The organism is Pseudoalteromonas sp. T1lg22 (genome assembly GCF_002964645.1).
In the GTDB taxonomy this organism is placed as follows: Bacteria; Pseudomonadota; Gammaproteobacteria; order Enterobacterales; family Alteromonadaceae; genus Pseudoalteromonas.
This window is the reverse complement of the sequence record NZ_PQBY01000013.1, coordinates 98071-120989: the sequence shown is the minus strand read 5'-3', so window position 1 is coordinate 120989 and position 22919 is coordinate 98071. Positions and strand designations below refer to the sequence as shown.

Sequence of the window (22919 nt, the reverse complement as noted above, 5' to 3'; positions counted from 1 at the left end):
TCCACCTCGTCCATCAATAGATGTAGTGCATCAGGCTGACGAATTTAATTTGCACCTTGGCGAGGGCGGCGCGAATACCGCCGTCGGGAATAATCTGCACCGTAGCGCGGGAGCCGCTTGGTAAGTAGGTTAATTTAGCGTTTGATTGCGGCTCAAGTTGCAAATGGATGCGCTGGCGCTGTGCGTCGCGTACCCAGCGATTTGACGTTTCTACCTGAGCCAGGGCGCCGTTAGCATTAAGCTGACCATCGCTGGATCCGGCGGAAAATTCGCTGACATGGGCGCTAAAAACCTGACCGGGCAGGGCGTCGAAGCTCACCAATGCCGTCTTGCCAACACGCACATGGTAGAGCGACTTTTCGCGAAAATCGGCGGCCAGATCCAGGCTGTTGGCAACCAGGCCTGTCATGGCCATGCCAGCCTTGGCATAGGTGCCTGTGGTCACCTGCAGGTTGCTGATCACGCCATCATGGGGCGCTAGTACCTGGGTATAGCTTAGGTTCAATTGGGCCTGGGCCAGAGCGTTTTTAGCCTGTTGCAAGGCAACATTGTTGTCGCCGTGCTCGCCACGCTTGATTTTGGCAGCCTGGATTTTCGCTTTAATGGCACTGACCTGGGCCTTGGCGGTGGCCAGGCTAGCGGTGATTTCATCGCTTTGCTGCTCGGAAATCGCTTTGCTTACGAGCAGGGCGGCACTGCGCTTGTGTAAACGTTGCTGTTCATTGAGCCTGGCCTTAGCGGCGCTTAAATCGGCGTTTAGGGCGCTAATGTCGGCATCGAGCTGCTGATTTTGCAATTGCACCTGCGCCAGGGCTAACTCGGCTTGTTGCACCGCTAACTCAAACGGGCGGGGATTAATACGCATCAGCAACTGGCCGGCTTTTACCCGCTCGTTATTACTTACTTCCACCGCGACGATATCGCCGTTTACCTGGGGTGTGATCTGGGTTACCTGATGGTACACCCGGGCCTGTGGGGTCATCGGCATATAAAGGTCGGCGACGATAAAATAGCCAAAACACAGGATAAAAAAGCCGATGGCGATTTTTACGTATCGGGCAAATTGTTGATCTGGGGTGCGGGGCTGGCTCACAACTGCTCCTCCTGTATTAAATTAAGGGCATTTTCTTCAAGTTGGATCAGGCCTTGGGCAAGGCCGTTGAGTTGCTCGTCGCTGAGGTTCCTATAGAGCTGAGTTTTAATCTCGGCAATACGGGCGCGCAACAGCACCATTTGCTGGTGTCCTTGCTCGGTAAAATACAGGCGTCGACAACGTTTATCCTGACTATCGACTCGGCGTTCGATAATCTCACTTTGCTCCAACTGCTTAAGGGTGCGCGTCAGGCTTGGCATTTCGAGCCCCAAATTAGTCGCTAACTCATGCTGAGTACAGCCCTCACCTAGGTGCTGGATATACATCATGGCCGTCCACCTTGGCTGGGTAAAACCCAAAGGCTCCACCGCCACCGTGATCGCCTGCCGGCAGATACGGTGAACGCGACCCAGTTGTCCACACAGGCTTAAATCCAGGGTTTCATGAAAAGGGGTATCGGACATGAGCAACAATTCCAAATTAGTTAGCGTGCTAATTAGTTTAATTTAGTTAGCATGCTAAGTAAATATTGTTTACTGCTTAAATCTATGTGCTAAGGCTAGCTTCTTGATAGGAAAATAAAAAAAGGGCTCTCAGGAATACTGTAAAGCCCGCTTACATAGCCAGTTATTGCTGCTTAAAGGGGAAGAACCTCGAATACCACCACATAGCTGCCGCGGCGCATGGTCGCCGGTGCCTTGCCTTGATTGTCCTCATATTCGGCTTCGAGCCAATACATGCCCGGCTCGCTAAACTCCAGGGTGAATTTACCGTTTTGGTCGGTGCTGAGTTCGGTAGCCACCTGTTGATCGCGATAGCGCTCATCCTGACGTACCAGGGTTATGGTCGTGCCCGGTGCGGCTTCGCCATCCATTAGAAACTGCATGGCGGCGGCTTCTCCCACGTATAAATCGTTGGGGTGGGTGAGGGCGTTGAGTTCCAGACCTTGCCCCGTAGGCTCAAGGGCCACGGCATTCGGTGCTCCTAAGGTGACAAAGGTTTCCATGCGGCGCGCTACCTCACTGACTTGCAAATCCTTGGCGTTTTTCGGCACCTGCTCGGCGAATTGCTCCACCGTGCCCGTTTTTCCGCGTCCAGGCCACCTTTGCTCTTGTCCTTGAGCGTCGACCCAGCGCGCCATGAGGGAGCGGCTGGCGTTGAATATCCGATAGGTACCGGCGTTGCTCAGGTGCAGGTCAAACACGCTGCGATAGCGCAGTTTGGCGCTGTTTTGCAGGGCCACCGCTTTGCCGTCTGGCCCTACTGCGGACAGGCGTTGCAGCGGGTAGGCATGGTGATCCGGGTTGAAAATACCATTGGCTATGGCCGCATCGAAGGTGATCCAGGCCTCATCGCCGGATACTACTGTGGTGTTGGGTTTTAGCCAGGCGCGGTGGGCGTGGGCGTTGTTTCCGAATAAAACGCTGGCACTTAGGCTGGCGCAGATAATAAGGGATGATAATTTAACTAGCTTCACAGCTTGGGCTCCATGGTTAGGGTAATAGTGCCGAGCTCGTGCTTTCCTTGCTCGGTGAGAGTGATTGATTCGCCGCTGGGCAGGGCGATGGGTATTTGCACTAATTCACGACCACCCAGTTCACGGGCCGCTTCAATATTCAGGCTGTAATTGCCATTCGGCAGGGCTTTTATATCCGTCATAAAAGGGCTTAAATCCAGTGTTACCGTGCCCGGTCGGCGAGTGGCGCCGGTTACACCATCTACCGGTAGGCTTAGGCTGCGGCCGCTGCGACGCCACCATAGGCGTAAATCTTTAAGCCATTTCTCGCCTTCGCGGTCGGCCATTTTGGTGTCGTACCAATGCGCCAGGTTTATCACCGCCTTGCCTTGCTCGTCGGCCAGCCAAATGGCGACATAGGGCGGGTGATACTCGGCCACCGTCAGTCTGGGGATCTCCACCTCTAGCTGGCTTTTTTGCGCCGCGTGCGCGGGTATGGCCAGTACCAAAGCGGGAATGCCAAGCCCCGCCAGTACCAGGGGCCAGGTTGACTTGCGGCCCTTGGCATAGCGTTTAAGCAGCAGCAATCCGGTGAGTGAAAAGACGATACAGGCAATGGAGAAGAGATCGAGAAACAGACTCCACCAGATACCGGTGTTGCGGCCCTTATGCAGGTCGTTGAAATAAGCGACCAGGCCACGATGTGTCGCTTCCTGGTAAAACTCTCCGGTGTCCAAAGCTACGGTAAACCAGCGGTCACTGCCCGCATTCGGCATGGCGACGTAGAGCTCAAAGTCGCTCCACTGTATTTGCGCATTGGCGGCTAACCTTTGCTTGGTTTGCCGCGTATACCAGGTGGCAAAACTTTGTGGCAGTTGCTCATGCTGATTGGCAGCGGCGAGCTGGGTTAAAATTGCACCGGGAAGCTGGGCTTCGAGTTGCGTTACCTGCGCCTGGCTTTCAATGCTGCCGGCGTGATTGAGGGTGATACCCGTGATGGCGAACAACAACATGCCGATAAGGCATACCGCCGAGCTGATCCAATGCCAGGCTTTGAGATCCCAAAGCTTACTGCGTTTAGTCACGTATTTACTCCAGTACGACGTGGCAATTTTTACGTCCAAATAAAAGAAATGATATTCATTATCATTTAATGGTATGATGTCGCCATCTTAGGAGCAATTGGCTTTTTCTTAAAGCTGATATAAGTAACGCTTAACATTATGAATTCTAAAATAACGCGCGCGCTACAGGTGTTTGTGAAAACGGTTGATGCGGGCAATATGAGTCACGCTGCGGCACAGCTGAATATGACCGCCTCGGCGGTGAGTCAGCAGATCACCAAGTTAGAGCAGGACATAGATTTAAGCCTGTTTAATCGTAATACCCGTAAACTGACGCTGACCGAGGCTGGGGAAATCTATTACGCCTCGGCGCAGCAGCTGTTGGCCACCGCCAAACGAGCGCAGCAGCAGCTGGAACAGTTGCAGCACACCCCGTCGGGACGGTTGAAAATAGTCGCCCCCATAGGCTTTGGTGGCGGCCTGTTAAGCCAGCCTATTAAGCAACTTACGGAGCGTTTTCCCAAAGTTGAGCTGCAATTAACGCTTACCGATGAACCCTTCGACATTATCGCCGCAGGGGTTGATCTTGCTATCTGTATAGGCCCTTTACACGACTCAACATTAATTGCCCGCCACCTGGCCGATTGGCAGCTGATCCCCTGTGTCAGCAGTGCACATCCGCTGGCGCAAACAGGCTCAGAGAACCCGCAAGCCCTGACTGCGCACACCCTCATTGGCCATGTCAACTCTAAGCGTTTGGCCCTGGCGTTAACCCATGAGCACAGCGGGGAAAGCTGCTCTTTGGATGAGCCCAAATTGATGGTCAATAACATGCAGACGGTTATACAGCTAACCTTGGATGGTATAGGTTATGGCATGCTGCCAGAGCCGGAGGTGCGTCATTTGCTTGCCGCAGGCAAGCTCAAGCGCCTATGCCCGCAGTGGCATTTACCCCATTACAGCGTGTATGCGGTCACCCCGCACCGGGATGCGGTGGCGGCCAAAACCCGCGCCGCCATCGACAGTCTGCGCACCTGGTTTGAACAGGTGTCTAATGATCCGGACTTGTTTGTGGGAGCAAGCTAGAAGGAGACCTTTACCCTTGCGCCAAGGTAGTACGAATGCCCTGCTCATAGGGAGTCACCTTAAAATCGGGAAAGCGTGTCTTAAACTTGTCTGAGACAAAAATATTGTCTGTGGTGTAGCGCGGCAGCAGCTCTTTTGTTTCCCTGAGCTGTTTGTTAAACAGGCTTACGAGGCCATGTTGCCAGCCTTTGAGCACCTTGTAGTGGCATGGTTTGCCAAGCACCCGCGCGGCGGTGGCGATAAATTCTTTATAGGTCAGGCGATTATCATCGCAGGGCAGGTGCCAGGTTTGGTTGTACGCATCCTCGGTGTTGCCTAACAGCGCCATGGCACGGCTGGCATCGGGCGTGTAAATCAAGGTACGCAAGGTATCATCACGTAAGAACACCAAGGCCCTTTGGTTGGCGCGTAACTTATCTAAGACGGTCGCATTGGTAATACTTTGCGTTTTCCCCGGCCCATAGAACTCAGGCGCTCGGCAGATCATGGCCTTAACTTCACCTTTTTGCATCGCCTCTAACAGCATGGTGGTGATCTGCGCCCGCACGCGTCCTTTGGCTCCATACGGTTTAAACGGCGAGTCTTCCGTTTGTGGCACATTGCTTTGCTCATACATATAGGTGTTGTCGAAATACACCAGCTTAGCGCTGTGAGTCGCACAGGCCTTGATGACATTCGCCATCATAATCGGCCATTGTTGCACCCAAATATTAGAGTCGATGGGCAGCCCCGCAGTGAAATACACTATGCTGGAGCCCGCAATCGCGTCATGCGTTTGCTGGGCGTCTAATAAGTCGGCACTGAGCAGCTCATCCGTCGGGTTTATCTTGCTTGGACTGCGGCTAACAAGGCGTAGAGCATGGGTATGCTCTTGGTATAAGACTTTTGCCAGTTCAGTGCCAATTTGCCCACTCGCTCCGAGTATGGTTTGCATAAGATGCTCCGCGATTGTGTGAATATGGCTATCACTCTAACCTTAAAGCTGCCTTTAAGGTCAATCATAAATATGAATAAAGTATTGAATGGGGAGGCTAGAAAGGAGAGATTATTTATGGTGAATATGGTTTTGTCTCTCGGGCCGTTTTGAGCGATAAACGGACGTTAAACCTCTTCTATTAAAGCTGATTGTATATCCAGCAGAAGCACTTTTCCCCCATATTCAGGAAAATGAGCAATTTGCGCATTTTTATCTGGCTCAAAAGTTAACAACATATATTTTTTATAACGCTGGCAAGTAGTTATCAACTTTGTTAAAACTAACCCATTCAGAAATATGCGTGATTTACGCACTATTAAATTGTTATGTCTTCAAGATGTTTTACTCACGTATTTTGTTGCAGGTCTGAGTATCACTGGAAGCCACATATAGCAACCTTCTTTGAGGAATGTCATGTTCAAAAACCTATGCTTACTAAACGTCTTTCTTGTTTTGATTGTTTTTTCGAGTAGATTACATTCCTTTGAGTTCAGTGTGGAAGAGCAAAGCTTCAGTAAGCAGTATTTGTCGAGCGCGAAGGAAAGCAGTAGCTCAAACAAAGTTTTGGTTGCCATCTTAATTGCAAGTCAATTATCTCAATCAGAAGCACTTGAAAAATTTTATACCCAAGGACGCACGTTAGCATTCGACAATATTCTCTGGTTTGACCAAGCGACTAAAAGGTGTTTATTCTCAGAGAAAAGAATGATTTGTAATCCTACTGAGTCAATTGAAGAGTTGAAAAAAATGGACCAAGATAACGGTCTTCCTCACATCTACTCAGCAATCTACCATGTCCGTAAGAATGATTTGTTAACTGCATATGAAGAGCTAAATAGCGCAGCGAAAAAGAAGAAGTATGACGATTTTTACTGGAAAAGATTTTCAATATTACTAGAAACGCTAAAAGAAGCTGGCTATCCGAAAACGCATTTACATACAGCGGCGATAATATATTCCCATAATATGGTAGTTCAACCATATCAAGAACTGATGCATTTATGTAACGAACAATCCAAATCAAGCTTAGATTGGAGGAACAGTTGCGTCAAAATAGGCAAATTATTGGAAAATAAAGGAACTATCTTTTTTGCCAACATGGTTGGATTTGCATTACAACGTGAAGCGCTAAAAAATGATACTAATGATGTTGCGAGACTAAAGAAAGTGATGGAGGAAAGAGAAGCCCTTAATCAGTGGCGAATTAATGCAGTAAAAACTTTGGACTTCATAGAAGCACAAAAGAAAGGGCCCGACTCATATTACAGCGACTTAGTTGAATTTGGAGAGCGTAAAGCAATTGAAAATGCACTTATGCTTAATAATGAACATAACAAACCAAAGCAGTAGATAAACTACTGTTTGGGGCGTTATATTTCACCACAGGTTTAAGAGGTAGATTTAATTGAAAAATTTCAAGAAAAAGTACGTAACTGTTACTTTTTCTTTTTTATTTCAATCTGATAGATCCGCAAGAGGTGGTTTTAGATACATACATCAGAGAAATAACCCTTCTGAATGTTATATGAAGGAAGTGGAAAATGGAAAGGTTGTACTTCAGGTTACTAGGCTTGTTCGTAATAAAGATGAGGATATCTTTCAAGAGAGAGCAGAACTAGAAAGTGACATGAAGTATTACGGAGGTAAGTTTTTAAATCAAAAGTACCGCTTTATTTCATCCAATGGAAACTTGAGTAATAAAAAAATATCTAAAACATCCAAGCTTTTAACAATGCTAACACCTCCAGGAGATGCGCGGAATTATATTAAGCAAAAAGTACCCTTTTATTCTTTGGTTCTTGTATTTGCTCTTTATATTTTTGTACTTTGGGTGAAATGAAATATAACAAGCACCTAAACAAAAAGAACGCAAAACGCTTGGCTTTTGCTCCTTCGTCGCGAATTTTAGCCAACAACTTTTTGCCTCTTAACGAGGCGTTATGTAACCAAATGAGTCAGTATGAAGTTCATCCTAGATGATATAGAAATCGAGCATATCGACAACTCTTCTCCTACTTCTGTAAAAATAGGTAAAGTAGGCTTTAGTTTTGGACACCTTACTCTTGAAGTAAATATGGACTCTATTTTACAAGCCAGTGAAGCTCTTAAAGAAGGTAAAAAACCTAAATGTTTAAAATTTGGTTCACTGTTTAAGGGATGCAGGTTCAATTTTAGAAAGCAAGAAACAATATTCTATACAGGTTCTATGAATTGGTGGTGGTTTCCATTCAACTTCCGTTGGGAGCCACTTTACTGTTTCAAAATCAGTGCGGTCAAAGAAATTGTAGAATATTTTTCGCGGTTACATAACAATCAAAAGCGACCGACGCCAAACAATGGCTCGGCTGATTAGGACGTTAAGTATAGACCAATAAGGAGAGGCAAAGTTTTGAAGTATATCTATGTAATTATTTTTACGACCTTACTAGTTAGTGGATGTGCTACAGGTCCCAAGTTTAGTCAAGCTTTAAAGCCTGAATCGAATGAAGCCTTGATATATATTTATCGAGAAGCAAGATTTCAAGGAAGCGGGAAGTCTCCTCGAATAGCATTCAACAACCAAATTACAGAACCACTGACAAATGGAGGTTACATGTATGTGTATCTTCCAGAAGGTGAATATCAAGTTAGCGTTGAAAGGAGCTTCAAGGACGAGAAGTTTACATTCAAGAACGGTCATACTTACTATCTCCAAGTTCATGCGAAATACGAAGAAGATTTTGTTTCGTACATACACTATTTTGAAATTGAGCAAATGGACGCCATTGTAGCTTCAGAAGAAATCAAGGAAGCAAGATTTGTTAGTAGGGATTTTGGCTCCGAAAACTAACAAGGCGCAGAGTCGGACACAAAAATGTAGTCTCTTGCTTCACGCGAGTTTAGTCTACATTTTGTGCCGTTTTGCTGTTTGTCACCACCGTCCGCTTCTGGCACAAAACCGCCAGTCAAACCACTCCAGCATCCGTGAAAGGGCTTGGTTCACCAACTACAGCTCGAGCTAAAACTTTGATGAGTTTACAGACGTAAGCACAGCAAATAGCAGTGTACGATATACTGTGTATAGGACGAGTGTGAGGAGGGCGCAATGCGTTATAAGGTGCAAATGAATAAACTTAAATGTAAGTGCTTACAAACTTTTTGGGCCAGTTATGAAAATAGGTGAGCTTGCAAAACGCACTGGCTTGGCCGCATCCAAGATTCGCTTTTATGAGGACATTGGCCTGTTGCAGTTGGTTGAGCGTAAGGCCAATGGGTATCGCAGCTATCCTCCCGAAGCGGAAGTGGTGCTCAAGCTGATTGTTGATGGCCAAAAGGCCGGCTTTAGCCTGGACGAGCTGCGTCAGTTGCTGCCCGCTGATTTGGAAAACTGGCAACACGACTAGCTGCTTGGGGCAATTAGGCAAAAACTAGCGGACATAGAGGCCTTACAGGCGACCCTGGCCGAAAATAAAAAGCAGTTAATGCATATCCTTTCTGAAATCGAATCCAAACCCGAGGACATGGACTGTGCAGACAACGCCAAGCGGCTGCTGGCACAACTGGGGTTGGTGGCAAAAAAGTGAGAAAAAGCACTTTGGGTTACGGGAAATCGGGCTAAGTACTTGTTAAGTAGTTAAATTGACGGGAACGCTATTAAGGGGTAGCTTAGGCAAAGTATAAAAATCAAACTAATCACAGGGAATAGTATGAAAAAGTTATCTAGCATCTTTTGCATGGCATGTGCGATGAACAGCAGTTGGTTGTTAGCGAACCAATGGGAACTTGAACAACGAGTAGAGCCAAGATACCCCATTGAAGCTGCAAAGAGCTCACAGGAAGGCTGTGTGAACGTACAGTTTTTCGTCAACAGTGACGGTGTGCCCACTTATCTGGAAGTGCTAAAAAGCTTACCTAAAGGAACGTTCGACAAAGCGGCAATAAAAGCGCTGGAACAGTGGCGCTATAGTCCGACTGAAACAAACACAGATCGTCTTCCTGAACGTATGAAGGTTTCATTATCCTTTGCCTTGTCACCCAATCCGGATTTCGTTTATGAATGTGATGCGGTATTAACTGCCGAGTCAGAAAATATGGCCTCGTTCAGAAAAAGTCGACTTTCAACACCCATAGTTGCAAGTGACTCTGTAGTTAAAAAGCAATCACTTGAAAGGATTTTCACGGTATTAACTGACACCGAGAAAGAACACTTTGTGAAAAGCTATTCTCAGTTGGAGTTAAAAAAGGGTGGTTCGAATAAAGGTGACTCACCCATCTCCGTGATTGATGGTCTCACTTATCATCAAATTATCCGACTTGCCGGTGAGCAGAGTTCAGAAATTGATTCGCTGAGCGCCAAAGGTAATGACAAGTCCATGCAGCCAAGCCCTGAGCAACTGCCAATCATGAGTTTTCCTGAGTTTTTGGCCACATGGAATATTGAAGATTTGTCGATGGGGATGGAATCTGAACTGTTCAAACAAATATCGTATCGTCAATTGAAAACAGAGATATTGATAAATAGTGATGGCTCTGCCCAATTACTTAGTACATGTAGAGAAGTGAGTAAGGAGATGCAAGCCGCGCTAGAATCACAGATAGCGGATTGGGAGATATCAAGCAAAGTACAATCACCCGAGGCGGGAAGGTTTATTTATTTGGTACCTTCGCCAAAAGAGCCCGGTGCTTATGTCGATTGTGATGATGCGTGGAATGATAAGCATCAGCAATCTATGTAGATTCGCCTTCTAATCACAGAAAGGCCATGACCAAAAAAAGCAGCCTATTCCTATTAGTGAAAAGGCTGCGTTAAAACCTGATAAATACATTACTAAGCCCAGTCTGAGGGGGGGGCAGACACCTAATTTAGCACATAGATGGCCTCTTGTGCCGACATAACCCGTCATCCCATCTTGAGAATTTCACATTCGGTCAGAGCTAATCTAATTGCTTACCTTTAAAATCGGAAACTTACTAAAGCCGAAGTTGAGCGTCAGGGTGACAATTTCTTTGCCGTTAAACTTGCGTTCGAACTTCATCGGGTTGATATGCTCGCAGTTACCAAGAATGGCCACAAAATGTGTGTGATTAAGAGAGCGGCCGCCGCTTGAGCTGTTTTCTACGGTAACGATAACCTGGCGCTCGCCCTCGTCCGAGCTCATTGAGTAATAATCTAAAAGCTCAAACTCGTTTTGAAACGGGTGCAATTCCTTGTCGTTCTCGCAATAGATTTCGCTGTTTTTAAACGGCGTATTATCCAGCCTTAGGGTCTTATCGACGTCCTCGGTTTGCCCATAAGTCGATGCCATAAGCAGCGACAAAGCAAAAGCTTTTGTCGTTATGTTCGTCATAGATTCTTCCTTTTATTTAGCGTCTGTGAGTGACTGGGCTCGCGTTCGCTCTTTGCCGTTGCTGTGAATCACATATTGAAGTGACCTGCTCTTATCTAGGGGCATTTTCAATCCTGTATTACCTGTATTGATAACAAAGCATACGCACTTTTGCCAGCTTGGATTTTTATCGCAACACAGCTTCCTATTTACACGCCCGGTGCCGCTCTTTTCGTTTGCGCACAGTTACTTCCGATTAAAAATGCCTTTACAATTCAACTGGCTAGATTCAGGATGCATGGTATGAACATAAGGTTGAAACAAGATATCAGCCTGACAAGGTTACATCATTATCGCTAATTGGGTTAAGGACAAGGTATGGGTCTTCCTATCACCATCACACTTCTGAGCAGCGCTTTGTTTTTGCTTAGCCCTAGCGGCTATAGCCTGGCCGACACAACACACAGTAAAGCCCCTTTACAGCCCGCCCAAGCGAGTGTGAAATCTCAAATGAAGTCACAAGATCTAAGGGCCCTAAGTGCCGCCATCAAAGCGCTGATTGATGATGCATCACAGCCATTTAGCGGCAGCGTGATTTTGCTTGAAGATGGCAAGGCGCAATTAGCACTGCAAAAAGGCGAGGGGATTGACCAAAATTCCAGTTTCGTTGTGGCGTCCCTTTCCAAACAAATCACTGCCACCTTGGTATTGCGGGCGGTTGATGCCGGTAAGCTGGATTTAACGCGCTCACTCAATAGTTATCTTTTTGCGGATGAAACCAACGACGGCGCTAAGCAAAATGCTGTTGAGCAGCACAGATACGACGAGCGAATTACCCTGCATCATCTGCTCAGCCACACATCTGGCGTTGATGCTTTGGGTAAAGCCAATCGCTTTGCACCCGGGAGCCAGTTTCAATATTCCAACCATGGTTATACCCTTTTAGGTCTGGTACTTGAAAAGGTAAACAAGCAAGCATTCGCTGAGCAGGTGGCGCAATTCGCCAAGGACAATCAGCTTAATGCGCTGTACGCCCAAACAGGGAGTATTGAGCATATTCGTCGCAACCTGACGACACTTGCCGTTGGCTTCGATGAAGCCGATACCCTGATTGCCGCGAACATAGATATCGACGAGTCATTACTCCCGGGTGGAGGCTTGATAGCCTCGGCACCGACATTTGCCTCGTTTGCGCATAAATTACATTCCGGCGAATTGCTCAGCCCTAAGAGCTATGAACTAATGACGCGCGCTCATACCAAGATGGAGTTTTTCTGGCCGAATATGAGCTATGGCTATGGCCTTAGGCTCAACAGTGACGACGGCCTTAGAGAATATAGCCATACCGGGTATTTACCCGGGTATATGTCTATGTCGCTTCACTACCCGGAATTTAATTTAGATCTTGTGATGCTGGAAAACATCTCCCTTAATCTCAATGATATGGAGCGAGTGTTCGAGCTGCATAATCAAATACGCCAAGCCGTTCGCGTTCATTTACTGCATAAAAAAAGCTAATTTTGGCCATCAGTTTGGAAGGGGGTGCACATTGAATTTGGCAGCAATAGTGCCTATTGGGTGTGAAATAAGTGAAAAAGTGCGGGTTATCTTTGTAATTGTGGCCAGAGTCCTTTAATCTTCGCATCCGAAACCTTTTCTGGTGAAATAACCGTCAGCCGTATTTTGCCACCCATACCGAGTTTATATGACCAACAAACAATCAGCGCCAGTGACCACTTCTATTCAATCCGACGATAATATCCAGTTCAGCGACCTAGGCCTGCAGCCGAAGCTATTACAAGCGGTCGAACAGCAGGGCTATAAGCACCCATCGCCTATCCAGGCCAAAGGCATACCCGCAGTATTATCCGGTAAAGATGTGATGGCGGCAGCGCAAACCGGCACGGGTAAAACGGCTGGATTCACCCTACCCATGCTGGAAATACTCAGTAAAGGTCAGCGTGCGCAAAATAATAATGTTCGCGCCCTGGTGCTGACACCGACCAGAGAGCTCGCGGCGCAAGTCGGCGAGAGTGTTGCAACCTATGGTCAGCAATTAGCACTGAGTTATTCCGTGGTCTTCGGTGGTGTGAAGATTAACCCGCAGATGATGCAGTTGCGCCGCGGCGCAGATATCTTGGTTGCTACACCAGGACGATTACTCGATTTGTATCAGCAGAACGCCATCAAGTTTAATCAGCTCGAAATGCTGGTGCTGGATGAAGCCGATCGCATGCTGGACATGGGCTTTATTCACGATATTCGTAAAATAATTAAATTATTACCGGCAAAGCGTCAGAACTTACTCTACTCGGCGACTTTTTCCGATGAAATTCGTGATTTAGCCAAGACCATAGTGACAGATCCGCTCGAGATTTCGGTGGTGCCACCTAACACGACGGCGAAAACTGTTGAGCAGTGGGTGTATCCGGTTGATAAATCCCGTAAAACGGCCTTGCTGAGCCATCTGATCAAAGAAAATGATTGGCAGCAGGTGCTGATATTTAGCCGCACCAAGCACGGTGCCAACCGTATCGCCCGTAATTTAGAAACCCGTGGCATCCCGTCGACGGCAATTCACGGCAATAAGAGCCAGGGCACCCGAACCAAGGCCTTGGCCGGGTTTAAAGACGGCAGCATACAAGCACTCGTTGCCACGGATATCGCCGCGCGCGGCATAGATATAGATCAATTGCCCTGTGTGATTAACTACGATCTTCCCAATATTGCAGAAGACTATGTGCACCGTATCGGTCGAACAGGCCGAGCTGGGGCTTCTGGTTTGGCTATTTCTTTTGTGATTGCCGATGATGCGAAAGATCTAAACGACATCGAAAACCTAATTCAGCAATTGTTACCAAGAAAAGTGATTGCCGGATTTGAGCCAACGAATGAGTTGCCTGAAAGTACCCTCAAACCGCTTAAGCCAAAGAAACCGAAGAAGCCGAAAAAACCTAAAGTGAGTGTTGACGGTCAAGCTCAGGCTTCAGAAAGTAACGCACAAAATGCGCCGGCTAAAAGCAAAGAACAAACCGATAGACGTGGTCATTCCCACCACGCTAACAAAGCGCGTCGTCGTCCTGCCAACTCGAATAACCAGCGTAAGCAAGGTGGCGCAGGGAAGGGGCAAGGCCAAGGGAAGGGACAAGGTCAGGGTGAAGGTCAAGGCAGAAGAAGTAATCAGTCTCGAAATAGACGCCCTGCTGGCAGGTAATGACTTAATTGATTGAAGTGTTTATCGGAGGGCATTTCAGATCATATTTTTACTAACTCAACACAGCCGATAATGTTAAAAAAAGCGTGGTCACTTTGGTGAGCCACGCTTTTTTTATGCCGATGTCAGATTATTCGGCGTCTTTCTCGCCATGCTTTTCGAACCACCACAGGATATAGGCAACCTTGGCCATCAGGTTAGACGGGCGCGCGGTGATGCCGTGAGAGGCATCGGGAATACGCACCATGGCGGTGTCCACCCCTTGCAGCTTAAGGGCCTGATAAAACTGCTCGGTTTCCGATATCGGCGTGCGGTAGTCGGCTTCGCCGGTAAGCAGCATGGTCGGGGTTTTTACCTTACCCACATAGCTGATGGGTGAACGCTCCATATAATGCTGCATATGATCCCAAGGTTTTCCCGGGAACCAATAATCGGTAAAGAAGGGATAGAAGTCAGCGGTGAGTACAAAGCTAAACCAGTTGATCACCGGCTTGGCAACCACGGCCGCGGCGAAGCGATCGGTATGGCCGACGGTCCAGGCCGTTAACACCCCACCGCCGGAGCCGCCGGTGACAAAGAGTTTATCTGTGTCGATAAAGCCCTTGTCGATCAGGGCATCCACTCCTGTCATCAGGTCGTCGAAATCATTGCTGGGGTAGTTGTGGTGTATGGTTTGCGCAAATTGCTTACCGTAGGAGTCGCTGCCTCGTGGGTTCATATACAGCACCACATTGCCTTTGGCGGCAAAGAGCTGGGCTTCGGCGCTAAAATGCGGGCCATAGTTGGCCACCGGGCCGCCGTGGATTTCCAAAATAAGCGGGTAGCGCTTTTCGGCATCAAATTCCGGCGGGTAGACCACCCAGCCCTGAATGCCCAGACCATCGTGCTTGGATTTTACCCACAGCTCTTCTACTTTACCCAGGGTTTTAGCGCCCAAGGCATCCTCGTTTAAATGTGTCAGGCGGCGGGTATTGCCGCGCTTATTTACGGCCACATCCGCAGGGCGTTGGGTGTCGGCTAGGGTAAAGGCCACATCACCGCTGGCGCTTACGTCAAAGTCGCCGCCGGAGTAGGGGCGGCCAAAGGAGACACTGCCGATTTGCTCTGTGATCACCTTACGTTTGCCGCGCAATGGCTGATAGGCCAGGGTGGTTTGGCCCTGATCGTCATAGCTAAAGTACAGGCCGCGACCATTGTCCGCCCATTGGATTTGCTCTACCGAGCGGTCCAGATCGGCGGTGAGGCTTTGGGTATCGGCGTTGCTTAAATCGCGAATATAGAGCTGGGCGTTTTCGTAGTTGGTGCCCTTATCGTCGTAACCAACGTAGGCAAGATAGCGACCGCTGGGAGACACACTGGGGCTTCTATCCGGGCCATTACGGTCGGTTATTGCGTTGATCTCTTTGCTCTTTAAATCAAGGCTGTAGATTTCCGTGTTAATGGGTTTCAGGTCGTGTTCGTGGTGGCGGTTGGCGGAAAAATACAAGATGTTGCCATCCTCACTAAAGCTGAGGGCACCCCCGTGGTCAAAATCCCCCGAGCTTAACTGAGTGGCATTACCACCGTCCGCGGGAATGCTAAACAGGTGGTTGTAGCCCGCCTTGCTGTAACCGGCGCCGTCGGCGCGGTAGTACACATCATCGATAAACACAGCCGGGTCCGCCCACTTGGCGCCCTCGGGTTTACCCGGCAAGTTGACCGGATTTTTGGCTGTGGCGGGCACGAACATGCTGAACACCAGGGACTTACCATCCGGCGTCCAGGTCGGTTGCGATGGACTTTGGGTGAGATTGCTGATTTTGCTTAGCGCACCCGTGCTTAACCATTTCACATAGAGCTGCGGGCTGCCGTCGCGGGTCGAGATAAAGGCCAGGCGATCTCCGCTCGGTGAAAGCACCGGAGCAAAGTCCTGATGCACGCCGCTGGTCACGGGCTGAAGCTGTTTAGAACCGCTATCAACCTGCCAAATATTGCTGAACTTGCGGTCGGTTTTTATATCCATGCGGTTACGCACAAAGTAGACAGTCTCGCCGTCATCGCTGATGTCGATTTGATTGGCGTATTCGAGGTTAAATACGTCCTCAAGTTTGAGGGTGTGCGCGTCATTGGCAAACGCGCTCGGAGCCAGTGTCAGGGCAAGGCCTAGGGCAGAGGCCAGATGGGTGAGCTTCATAATCGAACCTTAATGAAAGACTAGTCTATTACTTGTAGAGCGGCAGAGGTGGATTTGCAACTTAATACGTTGAACTTTATAGGCTTTAATGAAAAGTATTGGCAATAACAGAGCCTGGCGGCGAGGTTCAATTCCGGGCTCAGCCGCCAGATTTACAGAGCTTGGTATATTTAAGAGCAAAGGACAGTGTGCGTTATCACCACTGGTAGCTCAAGGTAAACAGCGCCGTTCTGGGTCTGCCCGGAAAATACCGGTCGCCACTGAAGGTGGTGTAGTCGGCGCGCTGTGCATAGGCAACATCGGTCAGGTTCTCTATGCGGGCTATGGCTTGCCAGCCTTTAGCAAGCTGCCAGCTGGCCCGCAGGCTAAGCAGATCATGGCCGTCATAGCTGTGTTGATTTTCGGCATCGGTAAAGTAGTCGCTAAGATGGTGCCACTGCAGCGACACTAACAGGTCATCGCTTGGCCGCCAATTGAGGCGGCTATCGGCGATAAGGCGTGGCGCCGTATCAATAATATTACCGCGAATATCCACCTCGCCCAGCGGTTGATTATGGCGATAGGTGTGCAGGGCATTGGCCACGGCCAATTGCAGGCTCCAGGCATTGTTAAAACGGTAATCGAGCTCAAGCTCAATGCCCCTATGCTTGGTTTTGCCCTGACTGACGTTAAAGAAATCACTGTTGCGATAAATCACATTATCCTTGTACATCAGATAACCGGACAGGGTAAATTGCCAGTGCCCGTAATCCCCCTTTACACCCAGCTCCAGACTATCCAAGGTTTCACTTTCGAGCTCGGCAAGGTCTTGCTGACGCTGGAGCTGATAGAGCTCGGCGGTATGAGGGGCACGATAGCCCTTGGCCAGGTTGGCATAGGTGAGTAGCTCGGCGTTAAAGCGATAGCTCAGTGCCAGCTTGGGCGAGAGATCATCAAAATAGCTGATGTCACTGCTGGGGCGAGAATATCGGCAACCACCCATGGCGCAGGGCGTGCCGTCGTCCTTGGTGCGGCCATCTAACATGCGGTTGCGGTAATCGTAGCGTAGCCATTCATAGCGAGCACCCAGGTTGGCCTGCCAGCCGTTGTGGCGATATTGTAAGGCCATAAAGGGGGCATAGCCGGTGGCATAGACGTCGTAATCGTACTGTTTACCCTGGGGTATGGTGGCTTGTAAAAACGCCGAGCCATCAGTTGGACTTTCCTGGAATTGCCACATCTTGCCCTGAGTGTATTCGGCATCGAGTCCCCCCTGCAGGCGCCAGCGCTCATTGATCTGGTGATGCATTAGGGTTTGCACGCCGACACCGTGCTGGGCATTGTGCTCAAGGGGCTTGCCGGGCAAGAAATGCTTGCGAAAGGTCATGCGCTGATCGCGGGCGTAGGGAGTGATAGCTATCTGTGTTTGCTCACTGTATTGCCACTTCAACTTAGACCATAAACGCATGGCGCGATTGTCGCGAAAGGCCTCGGGGTTAAGGTTTTGCTGCACCAACTCCTCGTCTTTATAGCTTTCAAAACCTTCGATATACCCCGCAGTTTGTTGTCTCAGGTTGGTGTAGCTAAAGCCGTTTTGCAGCGTCAGGCTATCGCCATCATAGCGGTGGCGCAGGTTAAACTTTTCCTGATCCACGCTTTCGTCATCGCGATAGCCCGAGTCGCGAGTGACGCTGGCGTTAAAGCCGACGCCTTGCGTTCCATAATCCTGGCCGGCACGCAGTTTTGCCCGCTTATAGCCGTAGGAGCCCAAATCAACGGCGCCGTAACCGCCACCTAGGGTTGGGTCCTGGGTGATCACATTAATCACCCCATGCACGGCATTGCTGCCATACAAAACCGAGCCTGGGCCTTTAAGTACTTCAATACGTTGCGCCATTTCGCTATGGGCTTCGAACAGTTCGTTGACGTTACAAAAGCCGGGCGCGCGCAGCGCTATGCCGTCCTCCAGAGTTAAAATGGCGGCACAAGCACCGGCGCCGGTATACACGGGTGAGCGCAGAGCCGGCAAGTATTCCTGGCCATTACCATGTTGCAAGTTGGCACCGGCCACTCCCTGTAAGGCTTTTTCTATATGACTGGCGGCAATGAGTGCCAGTTCTTGCTGACTCACAGCACTGATTGCCAAAGTGGTGGCATCGTCATTGATATCGAGGCGAGAGGCGGTGGTGATTATGCGTTCGATGGACGACAGCGAAGGTTCTTCGCTGGCATACAAACAGAGAGGGCTGGCAAATAAGCAGGGAATAAGCGCGCGTTTTAACATAGTTTGGTAGACGGTTTTTCTTGCATGTTACTGAGTTACCTGAGGTAGTTTCAAGCGGATACGGTCAAGCGGGCATAAAAAAGCGCCTGCCGGTAGCCGACAAGCGCTTTCAATTTGGGGGAGTTTAGCTGGGGCCTACTCGCAGGCGGCTACCCACATCACACCCACTTCTTTTTTTACCACCTTAACCAGGGTGCCAGCGCTAAGCGGCTGCTCACTCTTCAGTTTCCAACTAATGCCGGAATAAGCGTAATGAGCCAGACCCTGATCGTTTACGTCTTCTGTCAGAGTAAAGGTCAGCTCGGCAAAGTCAGAGTGTACTTGGGCGTTGTCACGTTGCTCCTGCATGCGCTTGAGCGGCTTCCACAGCAAGGCAGCCAAGGCGAGAGTGATCAGGGTGTTGCTCCACAATGCCATGGTTAATGAGCTCTCCAATAAGGAAAAGTTCATCATTATCCCTGTAGCCAACAGCGACAGACCCAATAACAACAGGATTATGGTCGACATACCCAGCACCGCGACCTCTAGGATAAGGGCGAGCACGCCCAAAATCATCAGGGCTTCGGCAAGGTTGTTGGTGATCAGCTCCATGGCTTACTCCTCAAAGTTAACTGATTTTTTGTTTGTTATTCAGGGAGTTGATAATAGACATCCCTTGCGCCACCAATGAGCTAGCATCTGTGCCACTCTCCGGGAGTAATACCACGGAAGACTCGCGGGCGATGGCTTCTTTGGCGGCAATGGCCTTGGTGGCAAGATCAAGCTGAATGGCTTTTTGACCTTGCTCGGTATCGGCAGCAGCACCAACTTTAAGCAGAGCATCCGCCTGGGCTTCGGCTACGGCGATAATGGCTTGGGCTTCACCCTCGGCTCTTAGAATTTGCTCGGCCTTCTCCGCTTCTGCGGCCAGTACCTGTGACTGCTTCTTACCTTCGGCCACGTTGATAGCGGCTTGACGGTCACCTTCAGACTCAAGGATTTGCGCACGTTTTACACGCTCGGCCTTCATCTGGGCTTCCATCGCTTCCATTACCGAGTTAGGCGGCACTATGTCTTTAATTTCATAGCGTAGTACCTGAATACCCCAAGGCTCGGAAGCCTGGTTAATTGCCGCGACGATATTGGTATTAAGCAAATCACGCTCTTCAAAGGTTTTATCCAGCTCCATTTTACCCAGCTCGGAACGCATGGTGGTTTGCGCCAATTGGGTTACGGCAAATACATAGTCATCAACACCATAGGTTGCCTTGTATGGATCTAGCACGCGGAAGTACAACACGCCGTCAACAATCAACGAGATATTGTCTTTGGTGATTGCCGACTGCGACGGTACGTCCTGAGCCTGTTCTTTTAGGCTGCGATCAGCGGCGATACGGTCGATAAAAGGCACGATAAAGTTAAGACCGGCTTCTTTGGTGGATTGATATTTACCAAAACGCTCAATCAGCCAGGCGCGGTTTTGTGGAACGAACTTCACGCTGCTTTTTAGTAGCACAATCACGAAGATCAGTAGAAATGCCTCAACCGTGAATAGCATGTTGAGGATCTGCGAAACGGGGTCCATATTACTCTCCTTAGAAAAGACCGAAATTAGGGCGCTTGCTTGTTATTGCTTAATAATACGCCGTATCTAGCCTACCACCGCGTCCCTATTTGCGCCATAAAAATATGAACTTTACGTGAATAATGAAAGGCTTAAGCTGGTTTTAGCCGTCAGCTGAAATGACAATAGACGGTCTACTTAGGATATTTATGTTGGTGTGTACTTACTTTTGTTTTATTTCTTTCTTATCCGGCGCCAGTAAACAATTGGCGTAATAGGTGGTGGTCGCCGGCCAGTCACTAAAGACGGCTATCACGCCTACCTCTTGTGCCAGCACATCCAATACCTGCATCAGCACGCCGTCATGCTTGACCGCCTCAGTAATTGACTGATAGTACCAACCGCCGCCAGTTTCCAATGGGCCGGAGCGCTCCAGCGACCAGGCAATGATCTTTAGCCCTGCAGCCTTGGCGGCCTTGGCATAGGCCGAGGGCACTATCTTCTGGTCTTGGTCTAAATCAAGCAGCATCCAGATTGGTGGGGCAATCACTTCTATGCCCTGATCCGCTAAGGCTTTCATGCTGGGTGACCAGGTGCGTGGGCTGCGGTGATCGAATAAGAGGTCGCTATCACGGTCATCCAGGTACACAGTTTGCGCGGCAAACTCAGGGTGGCTGTCAAGCCAATATTGTACATCATCGCGGTTAAAAGACTGCGGCCACACTAGGCTTGGGGGCACCTGAGCCTGACGATATTCTTCGATCATCTTGGCGGCGTAATCCGTTTGCGACATGCCTTTAAATGGCATTTTAACCTCGGGAGCCTTGAGCTCTGGCGTCATTTGCACACCGAGCTTTTTAAACAGCGCAATGCTCTGTGCATGGGTCATCAGCGTACCTTGGTGTGTATAGAGGTCGGTGCGCCAGTCGGCGGTGCCACGCAGATAGTCTGCCACTGTTTTAGCATTCTCGTTAGCGCCATCCATTTTCCCCTTTAAGGTTTTAAATTCCGCCAGGGTGATATCACTGGTACAGCATTTGGCGCTTGCCGGTTTGCCATGTGCGGCCGGTGTAAATGGTTCGGAGCACTTGGCTGCCAGCTCGGTTTGCAAAATATTGGTGGTGGTATGCAGATCGCATTGAGAATGCCGACACACCAGCTCCTTGTCAGCGGTAAAGGTTACATCACACTCGAGCACGCCCGCGCCCATGCGCGCTGCAGCCAGATAGCTCTCGCGGGTATGCTCGGGAAATTGCAGCGGGGCGCCGCGATGGCCGATGGAAAAAGAATGAGCCTTAACTTCCTTGTCACCACAGGCGAGCAGGGTGTCTTTCAGGGCGCTTGGCGTCATGGCATCAATAAGCGCATAGGGCCGTGGGCCTAGCTGCACCTGCGTATGGGCACTTGTTATTGTCGCTGTACTTTCTGCGGCGTAGGCTTGGGGTAGTGATGCAAGAAAAATGATGGTGAGAGCAAAGCGCATAGGCAGGTCTTATCTTAAATAGTCCCGAGCATATTCTTAAGCATAGTGCTCAAGCGTGTTAATTTTATGACATTTTTATCTTAGCTTAAGCATAAATAGGTTTTGAGTAAGGCCAATTGATGCCATTTAGGCCACAAAGATGTGTTTTTAGTTGTCTCTATCCGAGCGAATAAAACTGCTACTCTAGCGCCCTGACAATTTTTAACCTTGGTGAATGTATGATGGCAAAATTACCTCCTTTAAGTGTGCTTGACCTGGCACCCGTGGTGCAGGGGAGCTCAACGCGGGATGCATTAATGCGCGCAAAAGAGTTGGCACAGCATGTTGAGCGCCTGGGCTATCAGCGTTTTTGGATGGCTGAGCATCATAATATGCCCGATATCGCCAGCGCCGCTACTTCCACCCTGCTGGCCTATATCGGTGCGCATACCGATAAGATACGCATTGGCTCAGGCGGTGTGATGCTGCCAAACCATGCGCCCATGGTGGTGGCGGAGCAGTTTGGTACCCTGGCGACCTTGTTCCCGGATCGCGTTGATCTCGGCATAGGTCGCGCTCCAGGCAGCGATGGCGCTACCACTCATGCGCTACGTCGCGACCCAAGTGCGGCGGAAGATTTAGAGCCGCAAGTCGATGAACTGGCTTATTTCCTCGCCGATGCCAAGCCCGGACAAAGGGTACGCGCCTATCCCGGAGCCGGTACTCAGGTGCCGCTATGGTTATTAGGCTCGAGCACTTACAGCGCCATGTTGGCGGCGAAAAAGGGGCTGCCCTTTGCATTCGCCTCACATTTTGCCCCCGATTTTATGATGCGTGCTATTGAGTTGTACCGCCAGCAGTTTCAGCCCAGCCAGCAACTGGCCGAGCCTTACGTTATGGTGGCGGTGAATGTGATAGCCGCCGATAGCAACGAAGAAGCGGAATACCTGGCCACCACAGGACAGCAAAAGTTTGTCAGCATGCTGCGTGGGCAGGAGGGGCTAATTCCACCGCCAACCGAGAATATGGATATGATTTGGACCGCAGCGGAGTGCCAGCAGGTCACTCATATGTTGGCGAGTCCATCGTTGGTAATCGGGACAAGGTACAAGCCGGGTTACGTGGGTTGCAGGCGCGCACCGGCGCCGATGAGATCATGGTTAATGCCATTATTCATGATCAACAGGCTCGATTGCGCTCCTACGAATTAATCGCCAAGGGCTAATGCCAATCATTTTAGGTCGGCCTTTGCCGCTAAGGTTGTAGGTCGGCCTTCAGGCCGA

21 protein-coding genes are annotated in these 22919 nt (G+C 49.4%); 10 read left to right on the top strand and 11 right to left on the bottom strand.

Annotation, left to right across the window (positions count from 1 at the left end; translation table 11 throughout):
* Positions 1–13: 13 nt before the first annotated feature.
* The 4 genes from C2M24_RS07615 to C2M24_RS07600 form a co-directional block, all read right to left on the bottom strand.
* Positions 14–1093 (bottom strand): HlyD family secretion protein, encoded by a 1080-nt coding sequence (locus C2M24_RS07615; RefSeq protein WP_233999521.1) that lies wholly within the window; start codon positions 1091–1093, stop codon positions 14–16.
* Positions 1090–1557 carry a MarR family winged helix-turn-helix transcriptional regulator gene (locus C2M24_RS07610; RefSeq protein ID WP_105213910.1) on the bottom strand — a complete coding sequence of 156 codons (468 nt, stop codon included), beginning with the start codon at positions 1555–1557 and terminating at the stop codon, positions 1090–1092. The genes C2M24_RS07615 and C2M24_RS07610 overlap by 4 nt, the downstream gene beginning before the upstream one ends.
* 173 nt (positions 1558–1730) lie before the next feature.
* Positions 1731–2570 (bottom strand): DUF4198 domain-containing protein, encoded by an 840-nt coding sequence (locus C2M24_RS07605; RefSeq protein WP_233999520.1) that lies wholly within the window; start codon positions 2568–2570, stop codon positions 1731–1733.
* The gene (locus C2M24_RS07600; protein ID WP_105213908.1) at positions 2567–3634 is read right to left on the bottom strand and encodes a PepSY-associated TM helix domain-containing protein; all 1068 of its coding nucleotides are present in this window, start codon (positions 3632–3634) and stop codon (positions 2567–2569) included. Before C2M24_RS07600 ends, C2M24_RS07605 begins: the two co-directional genes overlap by 4 nt.
* Before the next feature lie 138 nt (positions 3635–3772).
* Between C2M24_RS07600 and C2M24_RS07595 the strand changes: the two genes are divergently transcribed.
* A complete protein-coding gene (locus tag C2M24_RS07595; RefSeq protein ID WP_105213906.1) occupies positions 3773–4699 on the top strand; it encodes a LysR family transcriptional regulator in 927 nt (308 codons plus the stop codon).
* Positions 4700–4709: 10 nt separating this feature from the next.
* Here the strand turns inward: C2M24_RS07595 and C2M24_RS07590 are convergent, their stop codons facing one another.
* Positions 4710–5633 (bottom strand): SDR family oxidoreductase, encoded by a 924-nt coding sequence (locus C2M24_RS07590; protein WP_105213904.1) that lies wholly within the window; start codon positions 5631–5633, stop codon positions 4710–4712.
* Between the two features lie 537 nt (positions 5634–6170).
* On the opposite strand from C2M24_RS07590, the gene C2M24_RS07585 reads away from it, so the two are divergent.
* From C2M24_RS07585 to C2M24_RS07560, 6 genes are all read left to right on the top strand, one after another.
* Positions 6171–7025: a hypothetical protein gene (locus C2M24_RS07585; protein ID WP_158683717.1), complete on the top strand. Its 855-nt coding sequence runs from the start codon at positions 6171–6173 to the stop codon at positions 7023–7025.
* Between the two features lie 55 nt (positions 7026–7080).
* Positions 7081–7515 (top strand): hypothetical protein, encoded by a 435-nt coding sequence (locus tag C2M24_RS07580; protein WP_158683716.1) that lies wholly within the window; start codon positions 7081–7083, stop codon positions 7513–7515.
* Between the two features lie 120 nt (positions 7516–7635).
* Positions 7636–8028: a hypothetical protein gene (locus tag C2M24_RS07575; protein ID WP_105213890.1), complete on the top strand. Its 393-nt coding sequence runs from the start codon at positions 7636–7638 to the stop codon at positions 8026–8028.
* Between the two features lie 36 nt (positions 8029–8064).
* Positions 8065–8505, top strand: coding sequence for a DUF2846 domain-containing protein (locus tag C2M24_RS07570; RefSeq protein WP_158677971.1), 441 nt, complete (start codon positions 8065–8067; stop codon positions 8503–8505).
* 319 nt (positions 8506–8824) lie between these two features.
* On the top strand, positions 8825–9058 hold the full coding sequence (locus C2M24_RS16150) for a MerR family transcriptional regulator (protein WP_233999519.1): 234 nt from the start codon (positions 8825–8827) through the stop codon (positions 9056–9058).
* 303 nt (positions 9059–9361) lie between these two features.
* Entirely contained in the window at positions 9362–10390 is a 1029-nt protein-coding gene (locus C2M24_RS07560) for an energy transducer TonB (RefSeq protein WP_105213876.1), read from the top strand.
* Positions 10391–10594: 204 nt separating this feature from the next.
* Here the strand turns inward: C2M24_RS07560 and C2M24_RS07555 are convergent, their stop codons facing one another.
* Positions 10595–11002, bottom strand: coding sequence for a hypothetical protein (locus C2M24_RS07555; RefSeq protein WP_105213874.1), 408 nt, complete (start codon positions 11000–11002; stop codon positions 10595–10597).
* Between the two features lie 357 nt (positions 11003–11359).
* Between C2M24_RS07555 and C2M24_RS07550 the strand changes: the two genes are divergently transcribed.
* Together C2M24_RS07550 and C2M24_RS07545 are read left to right on the top strand one after the other, a co-directional pair.
* Positions 11360–12499 (top strand): serine hydrolase domain-containing protein, encoded by a 1140-nt coding sequence (locus C2M24_RS07550; RefSeq protein ID WP_105213872.1) that lies wholly within the window; start codon positions 11360–11362, stop codon positions 12497–12499.
* 241 nt (positions 12500–12740) lie between these two features.
* Positions 12741–14195, top strand: a complete 1455-nt coding sequence (locus C2M24_RS07545; RefSeq protein WP_105214549.1) for a DEAD/DEAH box helicase — start codon at positions 12741–12743, stop codon at positions 14193–14195.
* A gap of 130 nt (positions 14196–14325) precedes the next feature.
* Here C2M24_RS07545 and C2M24_RS07540 read toward each other — a convergent pair whose 3' ends face one another.
* The 5 genes from C2M24_RS07540 to C2M24_RS07520 all read right to left on the bottom strand — a co-directional run bounded on the left by C2M24_RS07540 (position 14326) and on the right by C2M24_RS07520 (position 21657).
* A complete protein-coding gene (locus C2M24_RS07540; RefSeq protein WP_105213870.1) occupies positions 14326–16368 on the bottom strand; it encodes a S9 family peptidase in 2043 nt (680 codons plus the stop codon).
* Positions 16369–16564: 196 nt separating this feature from the next.
* Positions 16565–18631 carry a TonB-dependent receptor gene (locus C2M24_RS07535; protein ID WP_105213868.1) on the bottom strand — a complete coding sequence of 689 codons (2067 nt, stop codon included), beginning with the start codon at positions 18629–18631 and terminating at the stop codon, positions 16565–16567.
* A gap of 135 nt (positions 18632–18766) precedes the next feature.
* On the bottom strand, positions 18767–19222 hold the full coding sequence (locus C2M24_RS07530; RefSeq protein WP_105213866.1) for an activity regulator of membrane protease YbbK: 456 nt from the start codon (positions 19220–19222) through the stop codon (positions 18767–18769).
* Between the two features lie 16 nt (positions 19223–19238).
* Entirely contained in the window at positions 19239–20195 is a 957-nt protein-coding gene (locus tag C2M24_RS07525; RefSeq protein WP_105201296.1) for an SPFH domain-containing protein, read from the bottom strand.
* Between the two features lie 202 nt (positions 20196–20397).
* Positions 20398–21657, bottom strand: a complete 1260-nt coding sequence (locus C2M24_RS07520; RefSeq protein ID WP_105213864.1) for a glycerophosphodiester phosphodiesterase family protein — start codon at positions 21655–21657, stop codon at positions 20398–20400.
* A gap of 218 nt (positions 21658–21875) precedes the next feature.
* Here C2M24_RS07520 and C2M24_RS07515 point away from each other — a divergent pair, with 218 nt between their 5' ends.
* Positions 21876–22847 (top strand): LLM class flavin-dependent oxidoreductase, encoded by a 972-nt coding sequence (locus C2M24_RS07515; RefSeq protein WP_233999518.1) that lies wholly within the window; start codon positions 21876–21878, stop codon positions 22845–22847.
* Positions 22848–22919 lie beyond the last annotated feature (72 nt).

Bases quoted from the DNA above. Each gene is read 5' to 3' on its own strand.
- C2M24_RS07610 (WP_105213910.1), bottom strand. From the start codon at position 1,557: ATGTCCGATACCCCTTTTCATGAAACCCTGGATTTAAGCCTGTGTGGA.
- C2M24_RS07595 (WP_105213906.1), top strand. From the start codon at position 3,773: ATGAATTCTAAAATAACGCGCGCGCTACAGGTGTTTGTGAAAACGGTT.
- C2M24_RS07590 (WP_105213904.1), bottom strand. From the start codon at position 5,633: ATGCAAACCATACTCGGAGCGAGTGGGCAAATTGGCACTGAACTGGCA.
- C2M24_RS07575 (WP_105213890.1), top strand. From the start codon at position 7,636: ATGAAGTTCATCCTAGATGATATAGAAATCGAGCATATCGACAACTCT.
- C2M24_RS16150 (WP_233999519.1), top strand. From the start codon at position 8,825: ATGAAAATAGGTGAGCTTGCAAAACGCACTGGCTTGGCCGCATCCAAG.
- C2M24_RS07560 (WP_105213876.1), top strand. From the start codon at position 9,362: ATGAAAAAGTTATCTAGCATCTTTTGCATGGCATGTGCGATGAACAGC.
- C2M24_RS07555 (WP_105213874.1), bottom strand. From the start codon at position 11,002: ATGACGAACATAACGACAAAAGCTTTTGCTTTGTCGCTGCTTATGGCA.
- C2M24_RS07550 (WP_105213872.1), top strand. From the start codon at position 11,360: ATGGGTCTTCCTATCACCATCACACTTCTGAGCAGCGCTTTGTTTTTG.
- C2M24_RS07540 (WP_105213870.1), bottom strand. From the start codon at position 16,368: ATGAAGCTCACCCATCTGGCCTCTGCCCTAGGCCTTGCCCTGACACTG.
- C2M24_RS07535 (WP_105213868.1), bottom strand. From the start codon at position 18,631: ATGTTAAAACGCGCGCTTATTCCCTGCTTATTTGCCAGCCCTCTCTGT.
- C2M24_RS07530 (WP_105213866.1), bottom strand. From the start codon at position 19,222: ATGGAGCTGATCACCAACAACCTTGCCGAAGCCCTGATGATTTTGGGC.
- C2M24_RS07525 (WP_105201296.1), bottom strand. From the start codon at position 20,195: ATGGACCCCGTTTCGCAGATCCTCAACATGCTATTCACGGTTGAGGCA.
- C2M24_RS07520 (WP_105213864.1), bottom strand. From the start codon at position 21,657: ATGCGCTTTGCTCTCACCATCATTTTTCTTGCATCACTACCCCAAGCC.
- C2M24_RS07515 (WP_233999518.1), top strand. From the start codon at position 21,876: ATGATGGCAAAATTACCTCCTTTAAGTGTGCTTGACCTGGCACCCGTG.